At 65.2% G+C, this 20,892-nt stretch carries 18 protein-coding genes; 16 read left to right on the top strand and 2 right to left on the bottom strand.

The window, feature by feature from the left end:
- Positions 1-79: 79 nt before the first annotated feature.
- From mmsA to D9V29_RS02150, 11 genes are all read left to right on the top strand, one after another.
- Entirely contained in the window at positions 80-1,609 is a 1,530-nt protein-coding gene (gene mmsA, locus D9V29_RS02200) for a multiple monosaccharide ABC transporter ATP-binding protein (RefSeq protein ID WP_121671677.1), read from the top strand.
- A 31-nt stretch (positions 1,610-1,640) separates the two neighbouring features.
- Complete coding sequence (gene mmsB, locus D9V29_RS02195; protein WP_121671676.1) at positions 1,641-2,882, top strand: multiple monosaccharide ABC transporter permease; 1,242 nt, start codon at positions 1,641-1,643, stop codon at positions 2,880-2,882.
- A gap of 67 nt (positions 2,883-2,949) precedes the next feature.
- The gene (locus tag D9V29_RS02190) at positions 2,950-4,263 is read left to right on the top strand and encodes a sugar ABC transporter ATP-binding protein (RefSeq protein ID WP_147436209.1); all 1,314 of its coding nucleotides are present in this window, start codon (positions 2,950-2,952) and stop codon (positions 4,261-4,263) included.
- Between the two features lie 36 nt (positions 4,264-4,299).
- Positions 4,300-5,034, top strand: a complete 735-nt coding sequence (locus D9V29_RS02185) for an L-ribulose-5-phosphate 4-epimerase (RefSeq protein WP_121671674.1) — start codon at positions 4,300-4,302, stop codon at positions 5,032-5,034.
- Complete coding sequence (gene araA, locus D9V29_RS02180; protein ID WP_121671673.1) at positions 5,027-6,544, top strand: L-arabinose isomerase; 1,518 nt, start codon at positions 5,027-5,029, stop codon at positions 6,542-6,544. The genes D9V29_RS02185 and araA overlap by 8 nt, the downstream gene beginning before the upstream one ends.
- Before the next feature lie 220 nt (positions 6,545-6,764).
- Positions 6,765-7,757, top strand: a complete 993-nt coding sequence (locus D9V29_RS02175) for an ABC transporter substrate-binding protein (protein ID WP_229790376.1) — start codon at positions 6,765-6,767, stop codon at positions 7,755-7,757.
- A 108-nt stretch (positions 7,758-7,865) separates the two neighbouring features.
- Positions 7,866-9,401 (top strand): sugar ABC transporter ATP-binding protein, encoded by a 1,536-nt coding sequence (locus D9V29_RS02170; protein WP_121671672.1) that lies wholly within the window; start codon positions 7,866-7,868, stop codon positions 9,399-9,401.
- Positions 9,398-10,429, top strand: a complete 1,032-nt coding sequence (locus D9V29_RS02165) for an ABC transporter permease (RefSeq protein ID WP_220699914.1) — start codon at positions 9,398-9,400, stop codon at positions 10,427-10,429. The genes D9V29_RS02170 and D9V29_RS02165 overlap by 4 nt, the downstream gene beginning before the upstream one ends.
- Complete coding sequence (yjfF, locus tag D9V29_RS02160) at positions 10,426-11,445, top strand: galactofuranose ABC transporter, permease protein YjfF (RefSeq protein WP_121671670.1); 1,020 nt, start codon at positions 10,426-10,428, stop codon at positions 11,443-11,445. The genes D9V29_RS02165 and yjfF overlap by 4 nt, the downstream gene beginning before the upstream one ends.
- Positions 11,446-11,547: 102 nt before the next feature.
- Positions 11,548-12,573, top strand: a complete 1,026-nt coding sequence (locus D9V29_RS02155; protein WP_229790377.1) for a LacI family DNA-binding transcriptional regulator — start codon at positions 11,548-11,550, stop codon at positions 12,571-12,573.
- A 92-nt stretch (positions 12,574-12,665) separates the two neighbouring features.
- Positions 12,666-13,754, top strand: a complete 1,089-nt coding sequence (locus D9V29_RS02150) for a glycerate kinase (RefSeq protein ID WP_121671669.1) — start codon at positions 12,666-12,668, stop codon at positions 13,752-13,754.
- Positions 13,755-13,859: 105 nt separating this feature from the next.
- Here the strand turns inward: D9V29_RS02150 and D9V29_RS02145 are convergent, their stop codons facing one another.
- Both D9V29_RS02145 and D9V29_RS15080 read right to left on the bottom strand, forming a co-directional pair.
- On the bottom strand, positions 13,860-14,624 hold the full coding sequence (locus D9V29_RS02145; RefSeq protein WP_229790378.1) for a sugar phosphate isomerase/epimerase family protein: 765 nt from the start codon (positions 14,622-14,624) through the stop codon (positions 13,860-13,862).
- A gap of 13 nt (positions 14,625-14,637) precedes the next feature.
- Positions 14,638-15,621, bottom strand: a complete 984-nt coding sequence (locus tag D9V29_RS15080; RefSeq protein ID WP_121671667.1) for an N-acetylglucosamine kinase — start codon at positions 15,619-15,621, stop codon at positions 14,638-14,640.
- Between the two features lie 123 nt (positions 15,622-15,744).
- On the opposite strand from D9V29_RS15080, the gene D9V29_RS02135 reads away from it, so the two are divergent.
- From D9V29_RS02135 to D9V29_RS02115, 5 genes are read left to right on the top strand one after another with little or no spacing between them, the layout of a single operon-like run.
- Positions 15,745-16,713: a MurR/RpiR family transcriptional regulator gene (locus D9V29_RS02135; RefSeq protein WP_229790379.1), complete on the top strand. Its 969-nt coding sequence runs from the start codon at positions 15,745-15,747 to the stop codon at positions 16,711-16,713.
- On the top strand, positions 16,706-17,461 hold the full coding sequence (locus tag D9V29_RS02130; RefSeq protein WP_121671666.1) for a sugar isomerase domain-containing protein: 756 nt from the start codon (positions 16,706-16,708) through the stop codon (positions 17,459-17,461). Before D9V29_RS02135 ends, D9V29_RS02130 begins: the two co-directional genes overlap by 8 nt.
- 42 nt (positions 17,462-17,503) lie before the next feature.
- Entirely contained in the window at positions 17,504-18,910 is a 1,407-nt protein-coding gene (gene ngcE / locus D9V29_RS02125) for an N-acetylglucosamine/diacetylchitobiose ABC transporter substrate-binding protein (protein WP_121671712.1), read from the top strand.
- Positions 18,907-19,923 (top strand): carbohydrate ABC transporter permease, encoded by a 1,017-nt coding sequence (locus tag D9V29_RS02120; protein WP_121671665.1) that lies wholly within the window; start codon positions 18,907-18,909, stop codon positions 19,921-19,923. Before ngcE ends, D9V29_RS02120 begins: the two co-directional genes overlap by 4 nt.
- A gap of 14 nt (positions 19,924-19,937) precedes the next feature.
- Positions 19,938-20,831 carry a carbohydrate ABC transporter permease gene (locus D9V29_RS02115; protein WP_373294793.1) on the top strand — a complete coding sequence of 298 codons (894 nt, stop codon included), beginning with the start codon at positions 19,938-19,940 and terminating at the stop codon, positions 20,829-20,831.
- Positions 20,832-20,892: the final 61 nt, after the last annotated feature.

Genomic DNA, 20,892 nt, shown 5'->3' with positions numbered 1-20,892 from the left:
GCCGGTGGGAGAGGAGCTTTCTCTCCCACCGGCAGTCGGGTGCAACGAAGCAGGTTATCGGTATGAAGAAGGTGCGGAAGTGACCACAAACATCCTCGAGATGCGCAGCATCACCAAGACGTTCCCCGGTGTCAAGGCACTGTCGGACGTCACACTCGACGTTGAGCGTGGCACTGTGCACGCGATCTGCGGCGAAAACGGCGCGGGCAAGTCGACGCTCATGAAGGTCCTCTCGGGTGTCTACCCGCACGGGACATACACCGGCGACATCGTCTTCGAAGACGAGGTCGTCGAATTCAAGGACATTCGCGACTCCGAGGCCAAAGGCATCGTGATCATCCACCAGGAGCTCGCGCTGAGCCCGCACCTGTCGATCGCCGAGAACATCTTCCTGAACAACGAGCAAAAGGGTGCGTTCGGGCTGATCGACTGGAACAAGACCAACCACGAGGCAGCAGCGCTCCTCGCCCGCGTCGGCCTCAAGGAGAACCCGACCACCAAGATCCTCCAGATCGGTGTCGGCAAGCAGCAGCTCGTCGAAATCGCGAAGGCGCTGTCGAAGCGCGTGAAGCTCCTCATCCTCGACGAGCCGACCGCAGCCCTCAACGACGAGGACTCCGACCACCTTCTCGACCTGATCCTGCACCTCAAGGAGCAGGGCATCACGTCGATCATCATCAGCCACAAGCTCAACGAGATCAAGAAGGTCGCAGACACGGTCACCGTGATCCGCGACGGCAAGACGATCGAGACGATCCAGAAAACGGATGTCACGGAAGAGCGCATCATCAAGGACATGGTCGGTCGCGACCTCGAACACCGCTACCCGGACCACACGCCGAACATCGGCGATGAGCTCCTGCGGGTCGAGGACTGGACCGCTCACCACCCCCAGGACCCTACCCGGGTCATGGTCGACGACGTCAGCATCAACGTGCGCGCCGGCGAGATCGTCGGCATCGCCGGCCTCATGGGTGCCGGGCGCACTGAATTCGCGATGAGCCTGTTCGGCCACAGCTACGGCAGCCGCATCTCCGGCAAGGTCTTCATGCACGGCAAGGAGATCAAGACCCGCACCGTCTCAGAGGCCATCAAGAACGGCATCGCGTACGCCACCGAAGACCGCAAGCACTACGGCCTCAATCTGCTCGAGGACATCAAGCGGAACATCGGGCTCGCATCGCTCGACAAGCTGTCGTCGAACGGCCTCGTGAACGACAACGAAGAGTACAAGATCGCCAACGGTTACCGGACGAGCATGAACATCAAGGCTCCGAACGTTCTCGCCAAGACCGGCAAGCTCTCGGGTGGAAACCAGCAGAAGGTCGTTCTGTCGAAATGGATCTACTCCGACCCCGAGGTGCTCATCCTCGATGAACCGACCCGCGGCATCGACGTCGGCGCCAAGTACGAGATCTACGCGATCATCAACGCCCTCGCAGCGCAGGGCAAGGGTGTCATCGTCATCTCGAGCGAACTGCCGGAACTGCTCGGCATCTGCGACCGCATCTACGCCCTCAGCGAGGGACGCATCACCGGCCAGCTTCCGATCGAAGAAGCCAACCCGGAATCCCTTCTCAAACTCATGACCATGGAAAAGCCGCGCTAGCGCGCTCGGCACCACCAAGGAGAACCCTGACATGTCAAACACCCAGTCCCCGGTGACCGAGGAAACCGCTGCCGGCGGCGGAATCCACCCCGTAGAGAACAAGTTCACGAGCTGGCTCAGCCATCTGCTCTCCGACCTCGGCAAGAACGGCATCTTCCTCGCCCTTCTCGCGGTCGTGCTGTTCTTCTCCGTCGTGACCGACGGCATCCTGCTTCGCCCGCAGAACATCTCGAACCTCATCGTCCAGAACGGGTACATTCTCGTCCTGGCGATCGGCATGGTGATGATCATCATCGCCGGGCACATCGACCTCTCGGTCGGATCCGTCGCCGCGTTCGTCGGTGCCTGCTCCGGCGTCTTCGCCGTGTCGTGGGGACTGCCCTGGTGGCTCGCCATCATCATGTCGCTCGGTATCGGTGCGCTCGTCGGAATGTGGCAGGGCTTCTGGATCGCCTACGTCGGCATACCGGCGTTCATCGTGACGCTCGCAGGCATGCTCATCTTCCGCGGCCTCGCGCTCGTCGTTCTCGGTAACGCCAACATCGGCTCGTTCCCGGCCGAGTACCGTGCACTCGGCAACGGCTTCCTCAGCAACGTCTTCGGTGATCTCGACCTTGACCCGCTGACGCTCATCGTCGCTGCCGTCGCGGTCGTCGCACTCATCGTCGGCCAGGTCCGCACCCGCAACGCCCGCGCCAAGTACGGCCAGGAGGTCGAGCCGATCGTCTGGTTCGTCGCCAAGCTCGTGCTCATCACGATCGCCATCGGATTCTTCGCCTACGCCCTCGCGTCGTACAAGGGCATCCCGGTCACCCTGATCGTGCTCGCCGTCCTCGTACTCATCTACGGCATCATCATGAACCGCAGCGTCTTCGGCCGCCACGTCTACGCGATCGGTGGCAACCGTCACGCCGCCGAACTGTCCGGTATCAAGACGCGCAAGACCGACTTCCTGCTGTTCGTCAACATGGGCGTACTCGCTGCCCTCGCCGGCCTGATCTTCACCGCTCGCCTCAACCTGGCCGGCCCGAAGGCCGGTGACGGTTTCGAGCTCGAGGCCATCTCTGCGGCATTCATCGGTGGAGCTGCGGTTCAGGGTGGTGTCGGAACCATCGGCGGCGCCATCATCGGTGGTCTCATCATCGGTGTGCTCAACAACGGTATGTCGATCCTCGGCCTCGGTATCGAGTGGCAGCAGGCCGTCAAGGGCCTCGTGCTCCTGCTCGCCGTCGCCTTCGACGTCTACAACAAGCGTCGCTCGGGCGGCAAGTAACACCTGTGATCCCGGCCGCCTCACGAAAAGTGCGGCGGCCGGGATCGCTGCAAGAAAGAAGATGCGGATGCCACTCGACGGCGAACTGCCGGACCGCGCGCGGCTGATCGCCGTCGTCGGCGGTCTGCCCGTCGCTGACGGAGCATCCGTGATCGGGGCGGAGTCCCAGCTGATTCCGTTTCAGAGCGTCGCCGACAACGTGCTCCTCGGGGCCGAGGGCTCACGCTTTTTCCTCCGCGCTGCACCGCGCGAACGCCGGGCGATGGCTCTGCTCGACGCGGTCGGGCTGAGCGTCCACCCGGCCACTCCCGTGCTCGAGCTCGACGCCGTAGACAAGCGCACCGTCGAACTCGCCCGCGCACTCGCGCGGGAACCGGAACTGCTGATCGTCGACGAGCGGTTCGATCGCTTTCAGGACGATGAATCGACGCGGTGGTTCGCAGCTCTCGCCTTGGCGGCAGAACGAGTGCGGATTCTCGTCGTTGTCGAAACTCTCGCCCAGGTGCGGCTGAGCCCGCGCCCCGTGGACCTCGTCGTGGTCGTGCGGAACGGCGCCATCGTCGGTACGGCGACACCCGAAGACGCGAGTCGTCTGACGGATCTCCTCGGGGGTACCGAAGCCGCAGCGACTCGACCGGAGAAGGTGCTCGGTCCGGTCGTTCTCGAACTCTCAGGCATCTCCGTCTCCCATCCGGTACAGCGCGACCGGCTGGTCGTCGAGGATGCGTCGCTGTCGATCCGTGCCGGGGAGATCGTCGGCCTGGGCGGAGCAGAAGATCTCGTTTTCGGGATCTTCGGCGCCTCAACCGGAGGACGCGTCACGGGGACGATTCTCCTCGACGGCGAACCGGTCGACCTGTCGACCGTTGAACGGGCCATCGCCGCTCGCGTGCTCTTCATCTCCGAGCATCCGCCGACCTACGACGTCGGCCTGATCGGCGGCATCCCCACGAGTGTTTCGGGTGAATCCCTCGCCCGGCTGGCCAAAATGGGCCTGATCGACCCGCGCCGAGAGTATGCACCTCGCGCGGTTCCGTCTCTTCTCGACGCCCTCCCCGGCGCCCGCTCACGACCGTCGACGGAAGCGATGAACGAGGTGCTCGCCGGCTGGGTGGCGGCTCCGCCCCGAGTCGCCCTGATCACCGAACCGTTCTCCGGTCTCACCGCGGCCGAGACCACGGTCCGCCGCCGGCTGCTGGTCGACATCGCACTCTCCGGCGCAACCGTCATCCTCGGCGCCAGGGATCCGGCGCAGCTCGTCGGGACGTGTGACCGGATCATTCTGCAGAGCGGTACGCGGCTGACCACTGAATTGCGTGGAAAGGACGCGAGCCTCCGCGGGCTCGCAACTTTTCGCATCCACCCTGATTTACAACGTTAGAATCGAGAATCGAATGAGAAACAGAGAGGCTCTCGCGTGAGCACTTACAGCCCTGAAATCGAAGTCGCCATCGCCCGCGTCCGAGCGGACGTCGCCCGCCTGCATGGGGAACTCGTGCGCTACGGACTCGTCGTCTGGACCGGCGGCAACGTCTCCGGGCGAGTGCCTGGTGCCGATCTGTTCGTGATCAAGCCGTCCGGCGTGAGCTACGACGACCTCGCCCCCGAGAACATGATCCTGTGCGACCTGGACGGGATGGTGATCGCGGGCACTCCCGGATCAGACCGTTCGCCCTCGAGCGACACCGCGGCGCACGCATACGTGTACCGGCATATGCCCGAGGTTGGTGGGGTCGTGCACACGCACTCCACCTACGCCGTGGCCTGGGCTGCCCGCAACGAGGCGATCCCGTGCGTCATCACCGCCATGGCCGACGAGTTCGGAGACGAGATCCCGGTCGGACCGTTCGCCATCATCGGTGACGACTCGATCGGCCGCGGCATCGTCGAAACGCTCGCCGGCCACCGCAGCCGTGCCGTGCTCATGGCCAATCACGGTCCGTTCACGATCGGCAAGGATGCGAAGGATGCCGTCAAGGCGGCCGTCATGGTGGAGGACGTCGCGCGCACCGTGCACATCTCCCGTCAGCTCGGCGCCCCGGTTCCCATCCCGCAGCCCGCCATCGATTCCCTCTTCGACCGCTACCAGAACGTCTACGGCCAGGCGCCGCAGGGCGCCATCGCCGACACACAAGGAGATCCCAATGCCTAAACTCTCAACGTCACTCGATTCCTACGAAGTCTGGTTCCTCACCGGGAGCCAGAACCTCTACGGCGAAGAGACCCTGAAGCAGGTTGCCGACCAGTCGCAGGAGATCGCGAAAACGCTCGGCGCGGCATCCGACGTCCCCGTCAAGGTGGTCTGGAAGCCCGTGCTCAAGGATTCCGAGTCCATCCGGCGCGCGGCGCTCGACGCGAACTCCGACGACAGGGTCATCGGGTTGATCGCGTGGATGCACACGTTCTCTCCCGCGAAGATGTGGATCGCCGGCCTCGATGCCCTCAAGAAGCCGCTGCTTCACCTGCACACGCAGGCGAACGTTGAATTGCCGTGGGGCGAGATCGACTTCGACTTCATGAACCTCAACCAGGCAGCACACGGAGACCGTGAGTTCGGGTACATCCAGACCCGCCTCGGCGTCTCGCGCAAGACCGTCGTCGGCCACGTCTCGAACGCCGCCGTGACCGCGCAGGTCGGGACCTGGATGCGTGCAGCCGCCGGCTGGGCAGCAACCCACGAACTCAAGCTCGCCCGCTTCGGCGACAACATGCGCTACGTCGCCGTCACCGAGGGTGACAAGACCGAGGCCGAGCTGCGGTTCGGCGTGCAGGTCAACACGTGGGGCGTCAACGAACTGGCGGATGCCGTCGCGGCGGTCTCCGAGAGCGATATCGACGCTCTCGTCGCCGAATACGAAGAGCTGTACGACGTCGTGCCCGAGCTGCGGAAGGGTGGCGACCGCCACGAGTCCCTCCGCGACGGTGCTGCCATCGAGATCGGACTGCGGACCTTCCTCGAGGAGGGTGGCTTCGGTGCGTTCACGACCTCGTTCGAAGACCTCGGCGCGCTCAAGCAGCTTCCCGGCCTCGCCGTGCAGCGACTCATGGCCGAAGGCTACGGTTTCGGTGCGGAGGGTGACTGGAAGACCGCCATCCTCGTGCGAGCAGCATCCGTCATGGGGGCAGGCCTCCCCGGCGGGGCATCGCTCATGGAGGACTACACCTACCACCTCGTTCCGGGTGAGGAGCAGATCCTCGGCGCACACATGCTCGAGGTCAGCCCCGGGCTCACATCGCAGAAGCCGACGCTCGAGATCCACCCGCTGGGCATCGGTGGCAAGGACGACCCTGTCCGTCTCGTCTTCAACGCCGACCCCGGTCCCGCCGTCGTCGTCGCGATGAGTGATATGCGCGACCGCTTCCGCCTTGTCGCGAACGTCGTCGACGTCATCGAACCCGCCGAAGCGCTGCCGAACCTTCCGGTCGGCCGTGCCGTGTGGAAGCCGCAGCCGTCGTTCGCGACGTCGGCTGCTGCGTGGCTCACCGCCGGTGCCGCTCACCACACGGTGATGACGACGGCCGTCGATGTCGAGGTCTTCCGCGACTTCGCCGAGATCGCCGGAACGGAGCTGCTCGTCATCGACAACGAGACGACGCTGGGCGGTTTCAGCCGCGAGGTCCGCTGGAACAACGCGTACTACCGGCTCGCGCAGGGCTTCTAAGCCGAGAACGATCGAACCCGCCCACAGGCCAATCGGCCGGTGGGCGGGTTTTGTCGTTCCCGGCGGTGTTAACGCTCACAAATCGGTAACTTTCCCGAAAGAGGCACTTGTGGGGGCCGAATTGTGAGCGCTAACATTCGACAACGGCCAGAACGGACTGGCCGCCCGGCACCACGACACAGCATGCGTCTCGTCGCCGGCCGAACAAGGAGGTTTGGTTGTGAAAAAGACATTCGGAGCGGCAGTCGCCATCGGCGCCATGATGCTCGCACTCACCGGTTGCGCCCAGGGCGGCGGCGGCGGGGGAGGAACAGAAGAAGGGCCGAAGGACCCGAGCGAGATCGTCGTCGGCTTCGCTCAGGTCGGCGCTGAGAGTGGATGGCGTACCGCCAACACGAAGGACATTCAGGCCGCGTTCGAGGAGGCGGGCATCGAGCTCAAGTTCTCCGACGCCCAGCAGAAGCAGGAGAACCAGATCAAGGCGATCCGCTCCTACATCCAGCAGGGAGTCGACGTGATCTCGTTCTCGCCCGTCGTCGAGACGGGCTGGGATGCCGTCCTCAAGGAAGCCAAGGACGCCGGGATCCCCGTTGTCCTGACCGACCGGGCTGTCGACAGTCAGGACGAGTCGCTGTACGTCAGCTTCCTCGGCTCCGACTTCGTCGAGGAAGGAAAGAAGGCCGGTGAATGGCTCGTCGAGGAGTACGCGGACTCGACCGACCCGGTGAACATCATCCAGCTCGAAGGCACGACGGGAGCCGCTCCGGCGATCGACCGCGCCGAGGGTTTCGCGGAGGTCATCGCCGATGACGAGAAGTTCGAGGTCGTCGCATCACAGACCGGAGATTTCACCCGCGCGGGCGGCAAACAGGTCACAGAAGCTCTGCTCAAGTCGAACCCTGACGTCGACGTGATCTACGCACACAACGACGACATGGGTCTTGGCGCGATCGAAGCGATCGAAGCCGCGGGCATGAAGCCGGGTGAAGACATCAAGATCATCACGGTCGATGCCGTCAAGGACGGAATGCAGGCACTCGCCGACGGCAAGATCAACTTCATCGTCGAATGCTCGCCGCTGCTCGGTAAGCAGCTTGTCGACATCGTGAAGAAGGTCGTCGCAGGAGAAGAGGTCGAAAAGCGCATCATCACCGAGGAGACGACGTTCACCCAGGAAGAAGCCGTCGAGGCTCTGCCTGACCGTCAGTACTAGGCAGTACACCGCTCCTGCCGCGTATCGAGATCGTCAGGTCTCGATACGCGGCACTCCTTCCTCGTGTCGCTACTCGACCACCGACGGTCGACGAGAGAAAGTTTCAGCATGACCGAACCCCAGCCAGCCGTCTCGATGGAGGACATCACCATCACCTTCCCCGGGGTCAAGGCACTCGACGCCGTCAGCTTTCGGATGTTCCCAGGTGAAGTGCACTCGCTCATGGGTGAGAACGGCGCGGGAAAGTCGACCCTCATCAAGGCGCTGACCGGCGTCTACCGGATCGACAGTGGCGTCATCACTCTCGGCGGCGAGCAGGTCTCGTTCTCGGGAACGGCAGACGCCCAGGAGGCGGGCATCTCCACCGTCTACCAGGAGGTCAACCTCCTCACGAACCTCACGGTGGCCGAGAACATCATGCTCGGCCGTGAGCCGCGCCGGTTCGGAGCGATCGACTGGAGGGCAACGCGCAAGCGGGCGGTTGAACTTCTCGAGCGGCTGCACCTCGACATCGACCCGAACTCCAGGCTCGGTTCGCACTCGCTGGCCGTGCAGCAGCTCATCGCGATCGCCCGGGCGACCGACTTCAACGCGCGCGTGCTCATCCTCGACGAACCGACGTCGAGCCTCGACGCCGACGAGGTGCAGGAGCTTTTCCGCATCATCCGCGAGCTCAAGGCCGACGGCGTCGCGATCCTCTTCGTCTCCCACTTTCTCGACCAGGTCTATGAGATCTCCGACCGGCTCACCGTGCTGCGCAACGGCGCGCTCGTCGGCGAATACCTCACCGACGAGATCCTGCGGATCGAGCTCGTCCAGAAAATGATCGGCAAGGAACTGACAGTGCTGGACGCACTCGAGCGGAAGACGAAGGCCCAGACCGTCGATGAGGACGAACTCGTGCCGTACATCCGCGCGCTCGGCCTCAGCCGCAAGGGCTCCATCGAGCCGATCGACCTCGAGGTGTACGAAGGCGAGGTCGTCGGCCTCGCCGGGCTGCTCGGCTCCGGCCGCACCGAACTCGCGCGCATCCTCTCCGGCGTCGACCGGGCGGATGCCGGAACGCTCACCGTCGCGGGGAGTTCGGCGCGTTTCCGCACCCCGAGGCAGGCCATCCACGAGAGAGTCGTGTACTCGAGTGAGAACCGCCGCTCCGAAGGGATCCTCGACGAACTGACCGTTCGAGACAACATCGCGCTCGCCTTACAGGCAGACCGCGGCTGGTTCCGTCCGATCCCGAAGAAGCGGCAGAACGAACTTGCCGAAAGTTACATCCAGGCCCTCAACATCCGTCCTGCCAATCCCGATGCGCTTCTCAAGCACCTGTCAGGCGGCAACCAGCAGAAGGTGCTGCTTGCCCGCTGGCTGGCGATCGCGCCGCGGCTGCTCATCCTCGATGAGCCGACCCGCGGCATCGACGTCGGTGCGAAAGCGGAGATCCAGAAGCTCGTGTCCAACCTCGCCGAGAACGGAATGAGCGTGGTCTACATTTCAGCTGAGCTCGAAGAAGTCTTGCGGCTCAGCCACCGGATCGCCGTGATGCGTGACCGGCGGATGGTCGCTGACATCGACAACGACGATCTCATCACCGACGACCTGCTCGCGATCATCGCGGACGGTGCCGAAACGGAGGTCGTCGCATGAGGCGGCTGATGGCCCACCGGCTGTTCTGGCCCGTGGCGATGCTCGCCGTTCTCCTGCTCATCAACCTCATCGCCTTTCCCGGGTTCTTCTCGGTGCAGATCCGGGACGGACACCTGTTCGGCAGCCTCATCGACATTCTTCGCAACGGATCGCCGACCCTGATGATCGCGATCGGCATGACGCTCGTCATCGCCACCCGCGGCATCGACCTCTCGGTCGGTGCGATTTGTGCGATCTCCGGCGCCGTTGCGTGTTCGATCATCCTCGGCTCGTCCGACCCGGGTAACCCCGGGACCGTCGCCGTCGCTGTGATCGCCGCGATCGCCATCTCGCTCGTGCTCGGGGTGTGGAACGGGTTCCTCGTCTCCGTGCTCGGAATCCAGCCCATCATCGCCACCCTCATCCTGATGACCGCGGGGCGCGGGGTCGCGATGCTCATCACCGAAGGCCAGATCCTCACGGTCAACAGCCCGCCGTTCAAAGTGCTCGGGTCAGGGTTCTTCGCGGGTCTTCCCGTCTCGGTCCTCATCGCCGCAGCGCTGTTCCTGTTCGCGGTCGTGCTCACCAGGCGCACAGCGCTCGGCCTCATGATCGAGGCCGTCGGAATCAACCCCGAAGCATCCCGGCTCGCCGGTGTCCGCTCCCGCGGGCTCCTGATCAGCGTGTACGTGTTCACCGCGTTCTGCGCCGCCATCGCCGGACTCGTGCTCACCAGCAACCAGACGGCAGCAGACGCCAACAACACCGGGCTGTTCATCGAACTCGATGCGATCCTCGCCGTCGTGATCGGAGGCACATCACTCGCCGGTGGCCGGTACTCACTGTTCGGAACGCTCATCGGTGCCCTCGTGATCCAGACCCTCGTGACGACGGTCTACACGGTCGGCATCCCGCCGATCGCGACGATGGTGTTCAAAGCCGCCGTCGTGACCGCCGTGTGCCTGCTGCAATCACCGCGGACAACAGAACTCATCGATTCCTGGCACCGCCGGGCTCAGTTGCGCCGCACTCTGGAGGCCTCAGCATGACCGTTCTCGCCCCAGCTCCCCGTCCGGCCGAGACGCCCAGCCGGCTCGGTCAGGTCCGGAACTGGCTGACGAACCCCAAGTACGGTCCGGTGATCGTGACTGCCGTGCTGCTCGTCGGCATGCTGGTCGCCGGTGCGTTCCGCTACCGCGGCTTCACGAACCCGCAGGTGATCGCCAACCTCTTCATCGACAACGCCTACCTCCTCGTCCTCGCCGTCGGCATGACCTTCGTCATCCTCACCGGAGGCATCGACCTCTCGGTGGGCGCGGTACTGGCGATGTCGACGATGATCACGGCATCCCTGCTGCAGTCGGGCTGGTCGCCCGGTGTCATCATCCCCCTCGTCCTGGTCCTGACATCCTTCCTCGGGCTCCTCGTCGGGTTGATGATCCACTACTTCCAGATCCAGCCCTTCATAGCCACGCTCGCCGCGATGTTCCTCGCCCGCGGGCTCTGCTACGTCATCAGCAACACCACCATCTCGATCGTCGACCCGGTCTTCGTCGCCCTGGCGCAGACCCGCATCCCGATCCTGCCGCGGTTGAGCATCACCCCGAGTGTGATCATCGCGATCTTCGTGGTCGCCGCCGCCGTCTTCGTGCTGCACTACACGCGGCTCGGCCGCACGGTCTACGCGATCGGCGGAAGCGAACAGTCCGGCGTGCTCATGGGGCTTCCGGTCGCACGGACAAAGGTGCTCGTCTATGTGATCAGCGGTTTCTGCTCCGGCCTCGCCGGCGTGCTCTACAGCTTCTACACGCTGTCGGGCTATGCGCTCACCGCGATCGGGACCGAGCTGGATGCCATCGCCGCCGTCGTCATCGGAGGCACGCTCCTCACGGGCGGGTACGGATTCGTCCTCGGTTCCGTCCTCGGTGTTCTCGTGCTGGGAACCATCCAGACCCTCATCACCTTCGACGGAAACCTCACATCCTGGTGGACGCGCATCTTCATCGGCGCCCTCCTGCTCGTCTTCATCATTCTGCAGAAGGTGCTGACGGCGCGACGGGTGTGACGAGGGCCGGCCGACGGCATCCGTGCACGTCACCGGTCCGCCGAGACGGGATAATCGATTGAGCAGGCAGGCGCACGGGTCGTCGGGCAGGAGTGGGCCGAAGTGGTGACGACGAACGGTGACGAGCGCGATCGCGTCGCCAACATCTTCGACGTCGCCCGGCTCGCCGGTGTCAGCCACCAGACGGTGTCTCGGGTGCTCAACGATCTGCCGAACGTGCGGCCGGCTACCCGGGACCGCGTCGAGAAGGCGATCAAACAACTGCGCTACACGCCGTCGCAGGCTGCACGGGCGCTCGTCACGCGGCGGTCGCGCACGATCGGCCTCATCACGACGGGTGGGCCGGACTTCGGTCCGTCGTCGACGGCGCTGCACTTCAACGACGCCGCGCGTGACGCGAGGTATGCCGTGAGTATGGCGAGCATGCTCGACTCGGATCCCGCGTCTCTGCGGTCAGCCGTCGAACTCCTCCTGCGCCAGAACGTCGAGGCGATCGTGCTCATCGCCGCCCACGCGGGTGCCCTGGACGCGATTCTCGGGATCGACCTCGGCGTGCCGCTCGTCGCGGTGGACGCGGGCCGCCGGCCCGGTGTGCACAGTGTCGCTCTGGACCAGTACGCCGGGGCGCGCGCCGCCGTCGACCATCTGATCAGTCTCGGGCACCGGGACATCCGCCATATTTCCGGTCCGCGCGATTCGACGGATGCCGTCGAACGCATCCGCGGCTGGCGCGACGCTCTCGCCGAAGCGGGACTCGTTGCCAGGGAACACCTGGTCGGCGACTGGACCCCGGCGAGCGGTCACAGACACGGTCGGGCGCTCGCTATCGACCGGGAGATGACGGCGGTGTTCGTCGGCAACGACCAGATGGCCCTCGGTGTCGTCCATGCCCTCGCCCAGGCCGGGCTCACGGTGCCGCGCGATGTCAGCGTCGTCGGGTATGACGACATCCCGGAGGCAGAGCACTTCGCTCCTCCGCTCACGACGGTGCGGCAGAACTTCGACGGTCTTGGCCGGGACATCATGACGGAGTTGCTCGCCGTGCTGCAGGACGAGGACGCCGCCGACCTCCCGCGCATCGTTCCCGAACTGGTCGTTCGCGAATCGACCGCAGCGCCGCGCCACTGATCGTTCGGTGCCGTACTCGGTGCTGTCCTCGGTGCCCGGCCGCTTGAGGTGCAGTTCGAAACACGCTCCGGGAGCATGGCAGTGTTGAGAGCATGACTGACCTTCGTGTGGCGATCGCGCCCGACTCGTTCAAAGGCACAGCGACCGCCATCGAGGTGACGAACGCGCTCGCCGAAGGCTGGCTGACCGTGCGCCCCGGCGACACCGTTCTCCGGATGCCACTCGCCGACGGCGGCGAGGGAACCCTCGACGCGTTCGAACTCGCCGTTCCGGGCGCGCGCCGGATGCCGGTCACGGTCACCGGTCCGGATGGCAGGGACGTCGACGCCAGCTGGATCCTGCTCCCGGACAACTCGGGCGTCATCGAACTCGCCGTGACGAGCGGCATCACGTTGCTCGATCCGCTGCAGCCGATGGACGCGCACACCGTCGGCTTCGGGCAGGCGATCGCCGCCGCGCTCGATTCCGGGGTCGATCGGCTCGTGCTCGCGATCGGCGGAAGCTCATCGACCGACGGCGGCCTTGGCGCGCTGACAGCGCTCGGCGCCGTGTTCGCGGATGCCGACGGCAATCCCGTCGTCCCGGGCGGTCGCGGACTCGGCGCCGTCGCCTCCGTCGACGTCTCGAAGCTCAGGCCGGTCCCCGCCGGCGGCGCCACCATCCTCAGCGATGTCACCAATCCGCTCCTCGGGAACGCGGGCGCCGCCCGGATCTTCGGTCCGCAAAAGGGTGCGGATGAGGCTCAGGTCGCCGAACTCGACGCCGGACTCGCCCGGCTCGCGACCCTGCTCGGTACCGACCCCGACACCACCGGAGCCGGTGCGGCGGGAGGGACCGGGTTCGGGCTCCTCGCCTGGGGTGCCGTCATCGCGGCCGGTGCGGACGCGGTCGGTGACGTGGTGCGCGCGCCGGAGGCCGTGGCATCCGCTTCTGTGATTCTCACCGGAGAGGGCCGCTTCGACGGACAGTCCGATGCGGGCAAGGTGCCGTCATATGCCCGGTCGCTTGCCGAGCAATCCGGTGCGACCCCGATGCTCGTCGCCGGGGCCATCACGGCTGAGCCCGCGGGGTTCACCGAGGCCGTCTCGCTCACCGAGCTCGCCGGCAGTGCGGATGCCGCAATGGCCGACACCGTCCACTGGTTGCGGGAGGCGGGCGCGCGCCTCGCGCGCACGGTGTAGCCGGCCCACGTTTTCACCCGCCGCGGACGAATCCACCCGGTACGCCGGGTGAATCGGTCCGGAGTGGATGAAAACGCGAGCCGGTGAACGCCGGCCGCACCGCGACTACTCCGAAGCGTCCAGCCAGGCGCGGAGCACGGCCGCTTCACGGGGGAGCAGCGCGAGGTCATCGCCGGGCACGAACTCGAGGAGGGCGTCGGTGACCGACGGAAGAGCCCTGGCGAAGTCGAGTGCGCGGGTCCACAGCGACTCTCGGGCAGACAGCGGCAACCGTTCATCGTGTGGCCACCACGAGAACACGTGGAGCGCAGACAGCCACGGCGCCAGCTGTGCGAGTGCGGCCAACGCCGTGTCGTCATCCGCCCCGATGGCGGGTTGCCAGTAGCAGGACACATTCGTCGCGCCCGACCGGTCCAGCAGCTCGAGCGTGGATTCGACGGTGTCGGTCAGGGTCCCACGGTGAAACTCGAGCGCCAGTTCGAGACCGAGGTCGGCGGCATGAGCCGCGGCGTTGCCCAGTTGCGAGGCGACGTGTTCGCGGTCCGCTGCCGTGGCATCCGCCGATCCTGTGGTTCCCGCCCAGACCCGGACCCGCGGCGCCCCGAGCGCTTCCGCCGTCGAGAGGACGGGGCCGAAATCCCCGTCGCAGCGATAGTAGGAACCGAGGGACGCCACCTCGAGGCCGGCAGCGCGAGTGCGCTCGCCCACATCCCGTGCCGTGCGCACATCGCCCGGCGGCACGTGGACGTCGCCGCCCCACTCGATGGATTCGAGTCCCGAGGCGACGGCGATGGCGATGACTTCGTCGGCACTCGATCCCCGCAGGGTCACCGAGCACAGCCCGGCCCGGATGGATGCGTGCGTTGTCACGAAGCCCAGACCCTCAGCGCAGGCCGGCGAGTGAACCGGTGATCCGCTCGAACACGGCCGCGTCGACGGGTACTCCGGCCGAACGGAGCGCGAGAACGGCAGCGCCGACCACCCCGTCGTCGACCTGACGGATCTGCGATACCAGGCCGGAGGCATCCGCCGCCGTCATCACGGCAGTGGCCACGACACTGTCCTGGGCGAGGATGCTGCCGCCGAGCACGAGCGGGGCGACAAGACCGGGCATCGCCACCGCTCCGAACAACCGGGCGAGGGCATCGGCGGCTTCGGCGAGGATGCGGGTGGCGGCGTCATCGCCGTGCGCCGCGAAGGCGAGGGGCGCGAACCGTGACAGCTCGACGGGGCGCAGTCGGTAGACGGCATCCGTCACCGCGAGAAGGGCCGCCGGCCTGCCGTCGGCGTGCTTCCCGCCCACCTCGATGCCGAGGGCGTCGAGGAGCAAACCGGTGAGGGCGGTCGGTGCCGCCCGGCCGTCGAGCGCGGCGACCGCGTCACGCACGACCCTCGCACCGATCCAGTACCCGGAGCCCACGTCGCCGATCAGCCAGCCGAGCCCGTCAGCCGCGAGGTCGACCACTCCATTTCGCACCCGGATGCCCGCCGCACCGGTTCCGGCGACGAGGGCGTACCCGTCCGGCTCGAACGTTCCCGAGAAAAAGGTCGCGAGCAGGTCGGAGCGCAACTCGACGTCCCCGCTCAGACCGGCGCCGACCAGGGCGGACCGGATCCAACCGGCATCCGGGTTGACGCCTGATCCCGCCATCGCGAGGATGCCTGGCCCCACGTCTGTTGCCGCGAGACCGGCGATCCTGATGGCGGCAGTGACGGCGCTGAGGATTTCGGATGCCGCGTGCTCCATTCCCGCGGAAATCGGGTTGCCGGCGCCCGCCCGACCGTAACCCAGGCAGCGCCCGTCGGTGTCGACCAGCACGGCACGCGTGCTCGTGCCGCCGGCGTCGACCCCCAGTACGGCGGTCATTCTCGCGCCGGATTTCGGAAGAAATGCATTCGTTACCTATTTTTCACATCGGATCATTGACCGCGGGGAGTTATAAGAATAGTTTTCATCCAAGCGATGAATCAATGAAATGGATTTTCAGCTATGACGACGGCGTCAACGATGGGTTCGACCGAGGGCGGCGTCCGTGTGTCCAATCGCATTCAGGCAAACCTGCCACAGATGTCCAGTGTCATGGTGAAAATCGCTGAGCTTCTGCTCGAAAATCCGACAGCCCCGCTGGATTGGTCGATCACCGAACTCGCCGAACGCGCCGGCACGTCCGCCGCAACGGTGACGCGATTCTGCCGCCTGATCGGATACTCCGGCTACGTTCAGTTCCGCGTCGGTGTGGCGAGCGACGTCGGCCGCGGAGATGCCCACGAGTCGTGGCGCGCCGACATCGGTCGCGGTTTCGATCCCGACGACTCGCCCCGCGACGTGCTCGGTACGCTGCTCAACTCGCACATGCACTCGCTCCAGACCACCGCCGGTCTGATCGACATCGAACTCGTCGCCGGCGTCGCCCGCCGCATCAGTTCGTGCAGTCACCTCGACATCTACGGCATCGGCGGCAGCGCCGGAATGGCCGCGGAGCTGCAGAGCCGCCTCTACCGCATCGGCATCAATGCGCACTGCTGGGGCGAGGTCCACGGCGGGCTCACGAGCGCAGCGATCCTCAGCGACGGTGCCATGGCGCTCGGAATCTCCAACACGGGACGCACCGAAGAGACCATTCAGATGCTGTCGCAGGCGAAATCGTCTGGCGCCTTCACGATCGCGCTCACCGCCAGCGCGGACTCGCCGCTCGCCGAGCTCGCTGACGTCACGGTGATCACCGCAGCGGCCGAGCGCTACCTGCAGCCGGACGACCTGTCCGCGAAACACTCGCAACTGTTCGTTCTCGACCTGCTCTACCTGCTCGTCGCCCAGCTCGACTTCACTGAGATCGCCACCCGCCTCGCCGCCTCGGCCATGGCGGTGTCCGAGCACCGCCGCCCCGCACTCCCTGTGCGCGGGACCCGCCGGGCCGTTGGGCCCCGACCAACCCCAGGGAGTATTGCCAATGTCTGACCTCATCCCCGAATTCCTCTCGCAGGCGACCGGTCGACTGGAGGCGATCGCCGAGACCGCCTCAACGGGCGGATACGACGAAGCGATCGAGTTGATCATCACCGCGCTCGACAACGGCGGGGTCGTCCAGGCGTTCGGAACCGGCCACTCCCAGGCGTTCGCAATGGAGATCGCAGGCAGGGCGGGCGGGCTCATTCCGACCAACAACCTCGCGCTGCGCGACGTGGTCCTGCACGGCAGCCGCGACGTGTCGGTTCTGGGCGGGTCCGGCCTCGAACGCGACCCATCCGTCGTCGACGAGCTCTTCAGCGTGTCCCCGATCAATCCGGCCGACGTCTTCCTCATCGCGTCGAATTCCGGCGTGAACGGATCCATCGTGGGTGTTGCCCTGAGGGCAAAGGAACTCGGCCACCCCGTCGTCGCTGTGACGAGCATCGAACATACGAGCGCAGTGGAGCCCAAACATCCGAGCGGCAAGCGGCTGAGCGAGATCGCCGACGTTGTGATCGACAACCGTGCGCCATTCGGTGACACGACACTCTCGCTGCCCGGCGAGATCGGAGTCGGGGCGATCTCCTCGATCACCTCGGCTTTCATCGCCCAGCTCCTCACCATCGAGGTATCCCGCCGGATCTTTGAACGGGGAGCCGTACCGCCTCTCTACATCTCCGCCAACATTCCCGGCGGCGACGAGCACAACTCGGCGCTCGAAGATCTCTATCGCGACCGCATCCGCCGTTCAGCCTGACCCCCACCCAAGCCCCCAACCACACGGAAGGTACACACCATGATGAACATCCAGAACGTCACGATGGACCGAAGGAATGTGCTCCGCGGCGCCATCGCCGCAGCGGTACTCATTCCTCTCGGCAGCACCCTGGCATCCTGCGCCACCGGCGGCCCGACGGCCCCAGCACCGGGAGGAGCGGTTTCAGCGAAGAACCCGTTCGGCCTCGCCGCTGACTCCACCGTCGACTCCGTCATCTTCGACGGCGGTTATGGCGTCGATTACGTCGAATTCGCCGCGAAGATCCTCGAGAAGAACCACGACGGAGTCACCGCCAAGGTCGCCTCCTCGACCCAGATCGCGCAGGAACTGCAGCCGCGCTTCGTCGGTGGCAACCCGCCGGACCTCATCGACAACTCGGGCGCGCAGTCCATCGGCTTCAACACGATCCTTGAACAGCTCGAGGACCTGACCGACGTCATCGACGCCGAGAACCTCGAGGGCGAGAAGATCCGCGACACCCTGTACGGCGGAGTGCTGAAGCCAGGCACCTTCGACGGCAAACTCGCCGCGATCAACTACGTGCTCACGGTGTATGGAGTCTGGTACTCCTCGAGCCTGTTCGAGGAGAACGGCTGGACGCCGCCCACCACCTGGGCAGAGGCGCTCGAGCTCGGCGCCAAGGCCAAGGAGGCAGGAAAGTACCTGTTCGCGTTCGGTAAGGAAGCGGCCACGTACTACCAGACCCTCGCCATCGAGTCCGCGATCAAGGAAGGCGGCGACGAAGTCCGCCTCGCTCTCGAAAATCTTGAGGAGGGCTGCTGGTCGCTGCCCGCCGTGCAGAGTGTTTTCGAAGCGATGCACGAAGTCATCGCTGCCGGCTACATGAAGCCGGGTGGATCGGGAACGCAGTTCACGGCCGCTCAGGCGCAGTGGAGCAACGACCAGGCTGCCCTGCTGTACCCGTCTGGCTCGTGGATCGAGAACGAGATGAAGGACAACACCGCAGAGGGCTTCGCCATGAAGGGCTTCCCCGCCATGGTCGTCTCCGGCGATTCGGCCATGCCGGTCGAGGCGCTTCACTCCACCGCGGGCGAGCCGTTCATTGTTCCTTCCCAGGGCAAGAACGTCGCCGGCGGTAAGGAACTGCTCCGCACGATGCTCTCGAAGGAAGCGGCCACGAACTTCGCCAAGGAGAAGCTCGCCCCGACAATCGTCAAGGACCTCGTGCCCGCCGACGGGTTCGGATCGACCGCTCTCGTCTCCCAGACCGAGATGCTCGACGCCGCAGGAGAGAACATCTTCACCTGGGGCTTTGTCGACCTCTACGGAACCAACGCCGACCAGCTCGTGGTCTGGAACACGTTCCTCGAGGGCAAATCGGATGTCGCCGCACTCACCTCTGGCCTTCAGGCCATCACCGACAAGGTGAGGAACGACGACTCCGTCAACAAGATCGAAATCAAATGACAGCCGCCGGCGCAGACCCGGGGGCGGCGATCGCGACGACCCTGGGCCCCACCGGCAGCCGAAAGGCTGCCGGTGGGCGCCGGCGCAAGCTCACTGTCGACTACGTGACATTCATGGTGGTCTTCCTGGGGCTGCCGCTGGCAATTTTCCTCATCTTCGTGATCTGGCCGTTCGCGCAGGCCGTGTTCTACTCGCTCACCGACTGGTCGGGGTTCAGCCCCAATATGGAGATCATCGGGATCGACAACTACATCCGGCTGTTCAACGACGACATTTTCATGACGGCGCTCTGGAACAACGTTCTCCTGGCTGTCGTCGTCCCGCTCATCACGATCGTGCTGAGTCTGATCCTCGCGACAATGGTGACCGTTGGCGGTCCCAGTCACGGTCCGATCCGCGGGCTGCGCAACTCGAGCTTCTACCGGGTCGTCTCGTTCTTCCCCTACGTCATCCCGGCAATCATCATCGGCATCCTGTGGAGCCAGATCTACACGCCGGGCGGGCTGCTCAACGGGATACTCGGGCTCGTAGGCATCGACATGTTCGAGTCGTTCCCCTGGCTCGGCGACGAACGAACCGCGATGGGCGCAACGATCTTCGTCATCGTGTGGAGCTTCGTCGGCTTCTACATGGTGTTGTTCGTTGCTGCGATCAAGGGCGTTCCCGCTGAAACGTACGAGGCTGCCCGAATCGACGGGGCGGGCCGCCTGCGCACGGCGCTGTCGATCACCATCCCGCTCATCCGGGACAACATCCAGACCGCGTACATCTACCTCGGGATCATGGCGCTCGACGCGTTCGTCTACATGCAGGCCCTCAACCCCGGCGGTGGCCCGAACAACTCCACTCTCGTGATGAGTCAGCAGCTGTTCCGGACGGCGTTCAACAAGGGCGAATTCGGTCAGGCCAGTGCGATGGGTGTCGTGCTCGCCATCGTCACCCTGATCTTCGCCGCGATCGTGTTCATCGTGAACCGGATCACCGGCGGCAAGGAAGAGGAGGGTCGGTCATGACCGCCACCCGGTCCATCACCACGAGCGGGTCGACGCGCAGAACGCCGAAACCGGCGTTCACCCGCAAACCGAAGAACACCCCGGGCGACAAAGCCGTCGGAGCGTTCTCGCACACCGTCCTCGTCATCTGGTCCCTCATCGTCATCCTTCCGCTGGTGTGGACGCTGATGACGAGCTTCAAGACGACCAAGGAGATCTTCGCGTCTCCGTTCTCGCTGCCGGCCAACTGGAACTTCGACAACTACGTCTCGGCGTGGACGCAGGAAGGGATCGGCAACTACTTCCTCAATACCGTCATCGTCGTCGGATTCGCCCTCGTGATCGTCATGATCCTCGGGGCGATGTGTGCATACGTTCTCGCCCGGTTCAAGTTCTTCGGCAGCAGGGCGATCTACTACCTCATGCTCGCCGGCCTCACTTTTCCGGTGTTCCTCGCGATCGTTCCGTTGTTCTTCGTCCTCCGCAACATCGGGTTGCTCAACACGCTTCCCGGGCTCATCCTCACGTACGTCGCGTTCGCCCTGCCGTTCACGGTCTTCTTCCTCTACTCCTTCTTTAAGGGGCTTCCGGATGAGATCGCTGAAGCGGCCGCGATCGACGGCGCCGGCGAGTGGCGTACCTTCTTCCAGGTCATGCTGCCCATGGCAAAGCCGGGAATGGCATCCGTCGCGATCTTCAACTTCCTCGGCCTGTGGAACCAGTTCCTCCTGCCGGTGGCGTTGAACACCGACAAGAGCAACTACGTGCTCTCGCAGGGCATGGCGTCGTTCGCGTCGTCTGCCGGCTACGCCGTCGACTTCGGAGCGCTGTTCGCCGCTGTGATCATCACGATCGTGCCGGTGCTCATCGCCTACGTGATCTTCCAGCGTCAGCTGCAGGGTTCGGTGAGCCAGGGGACGATGAAGTAGAGCGGTCTTCGCTCGCGAATTCCCTCACTCCGGTTCGATTCACTCGTTACGACGGGTGTAT

Source organism: Mycetocola manganoxydans, assembly GCF_003667545.1.
GTDB classification, from domain to species: Bacteria; Actinomycetota; Actinomycetes; order Actinomycetales; family Microbacteriaceae; genus Mycetocola_A; species Mycetocola_A manganoxydans.
The sequence above is the reverse complement of the archived record's forward strand: the minus strand, read 5'-3'. Positions and strand labels throughout refer to the sequence as shown.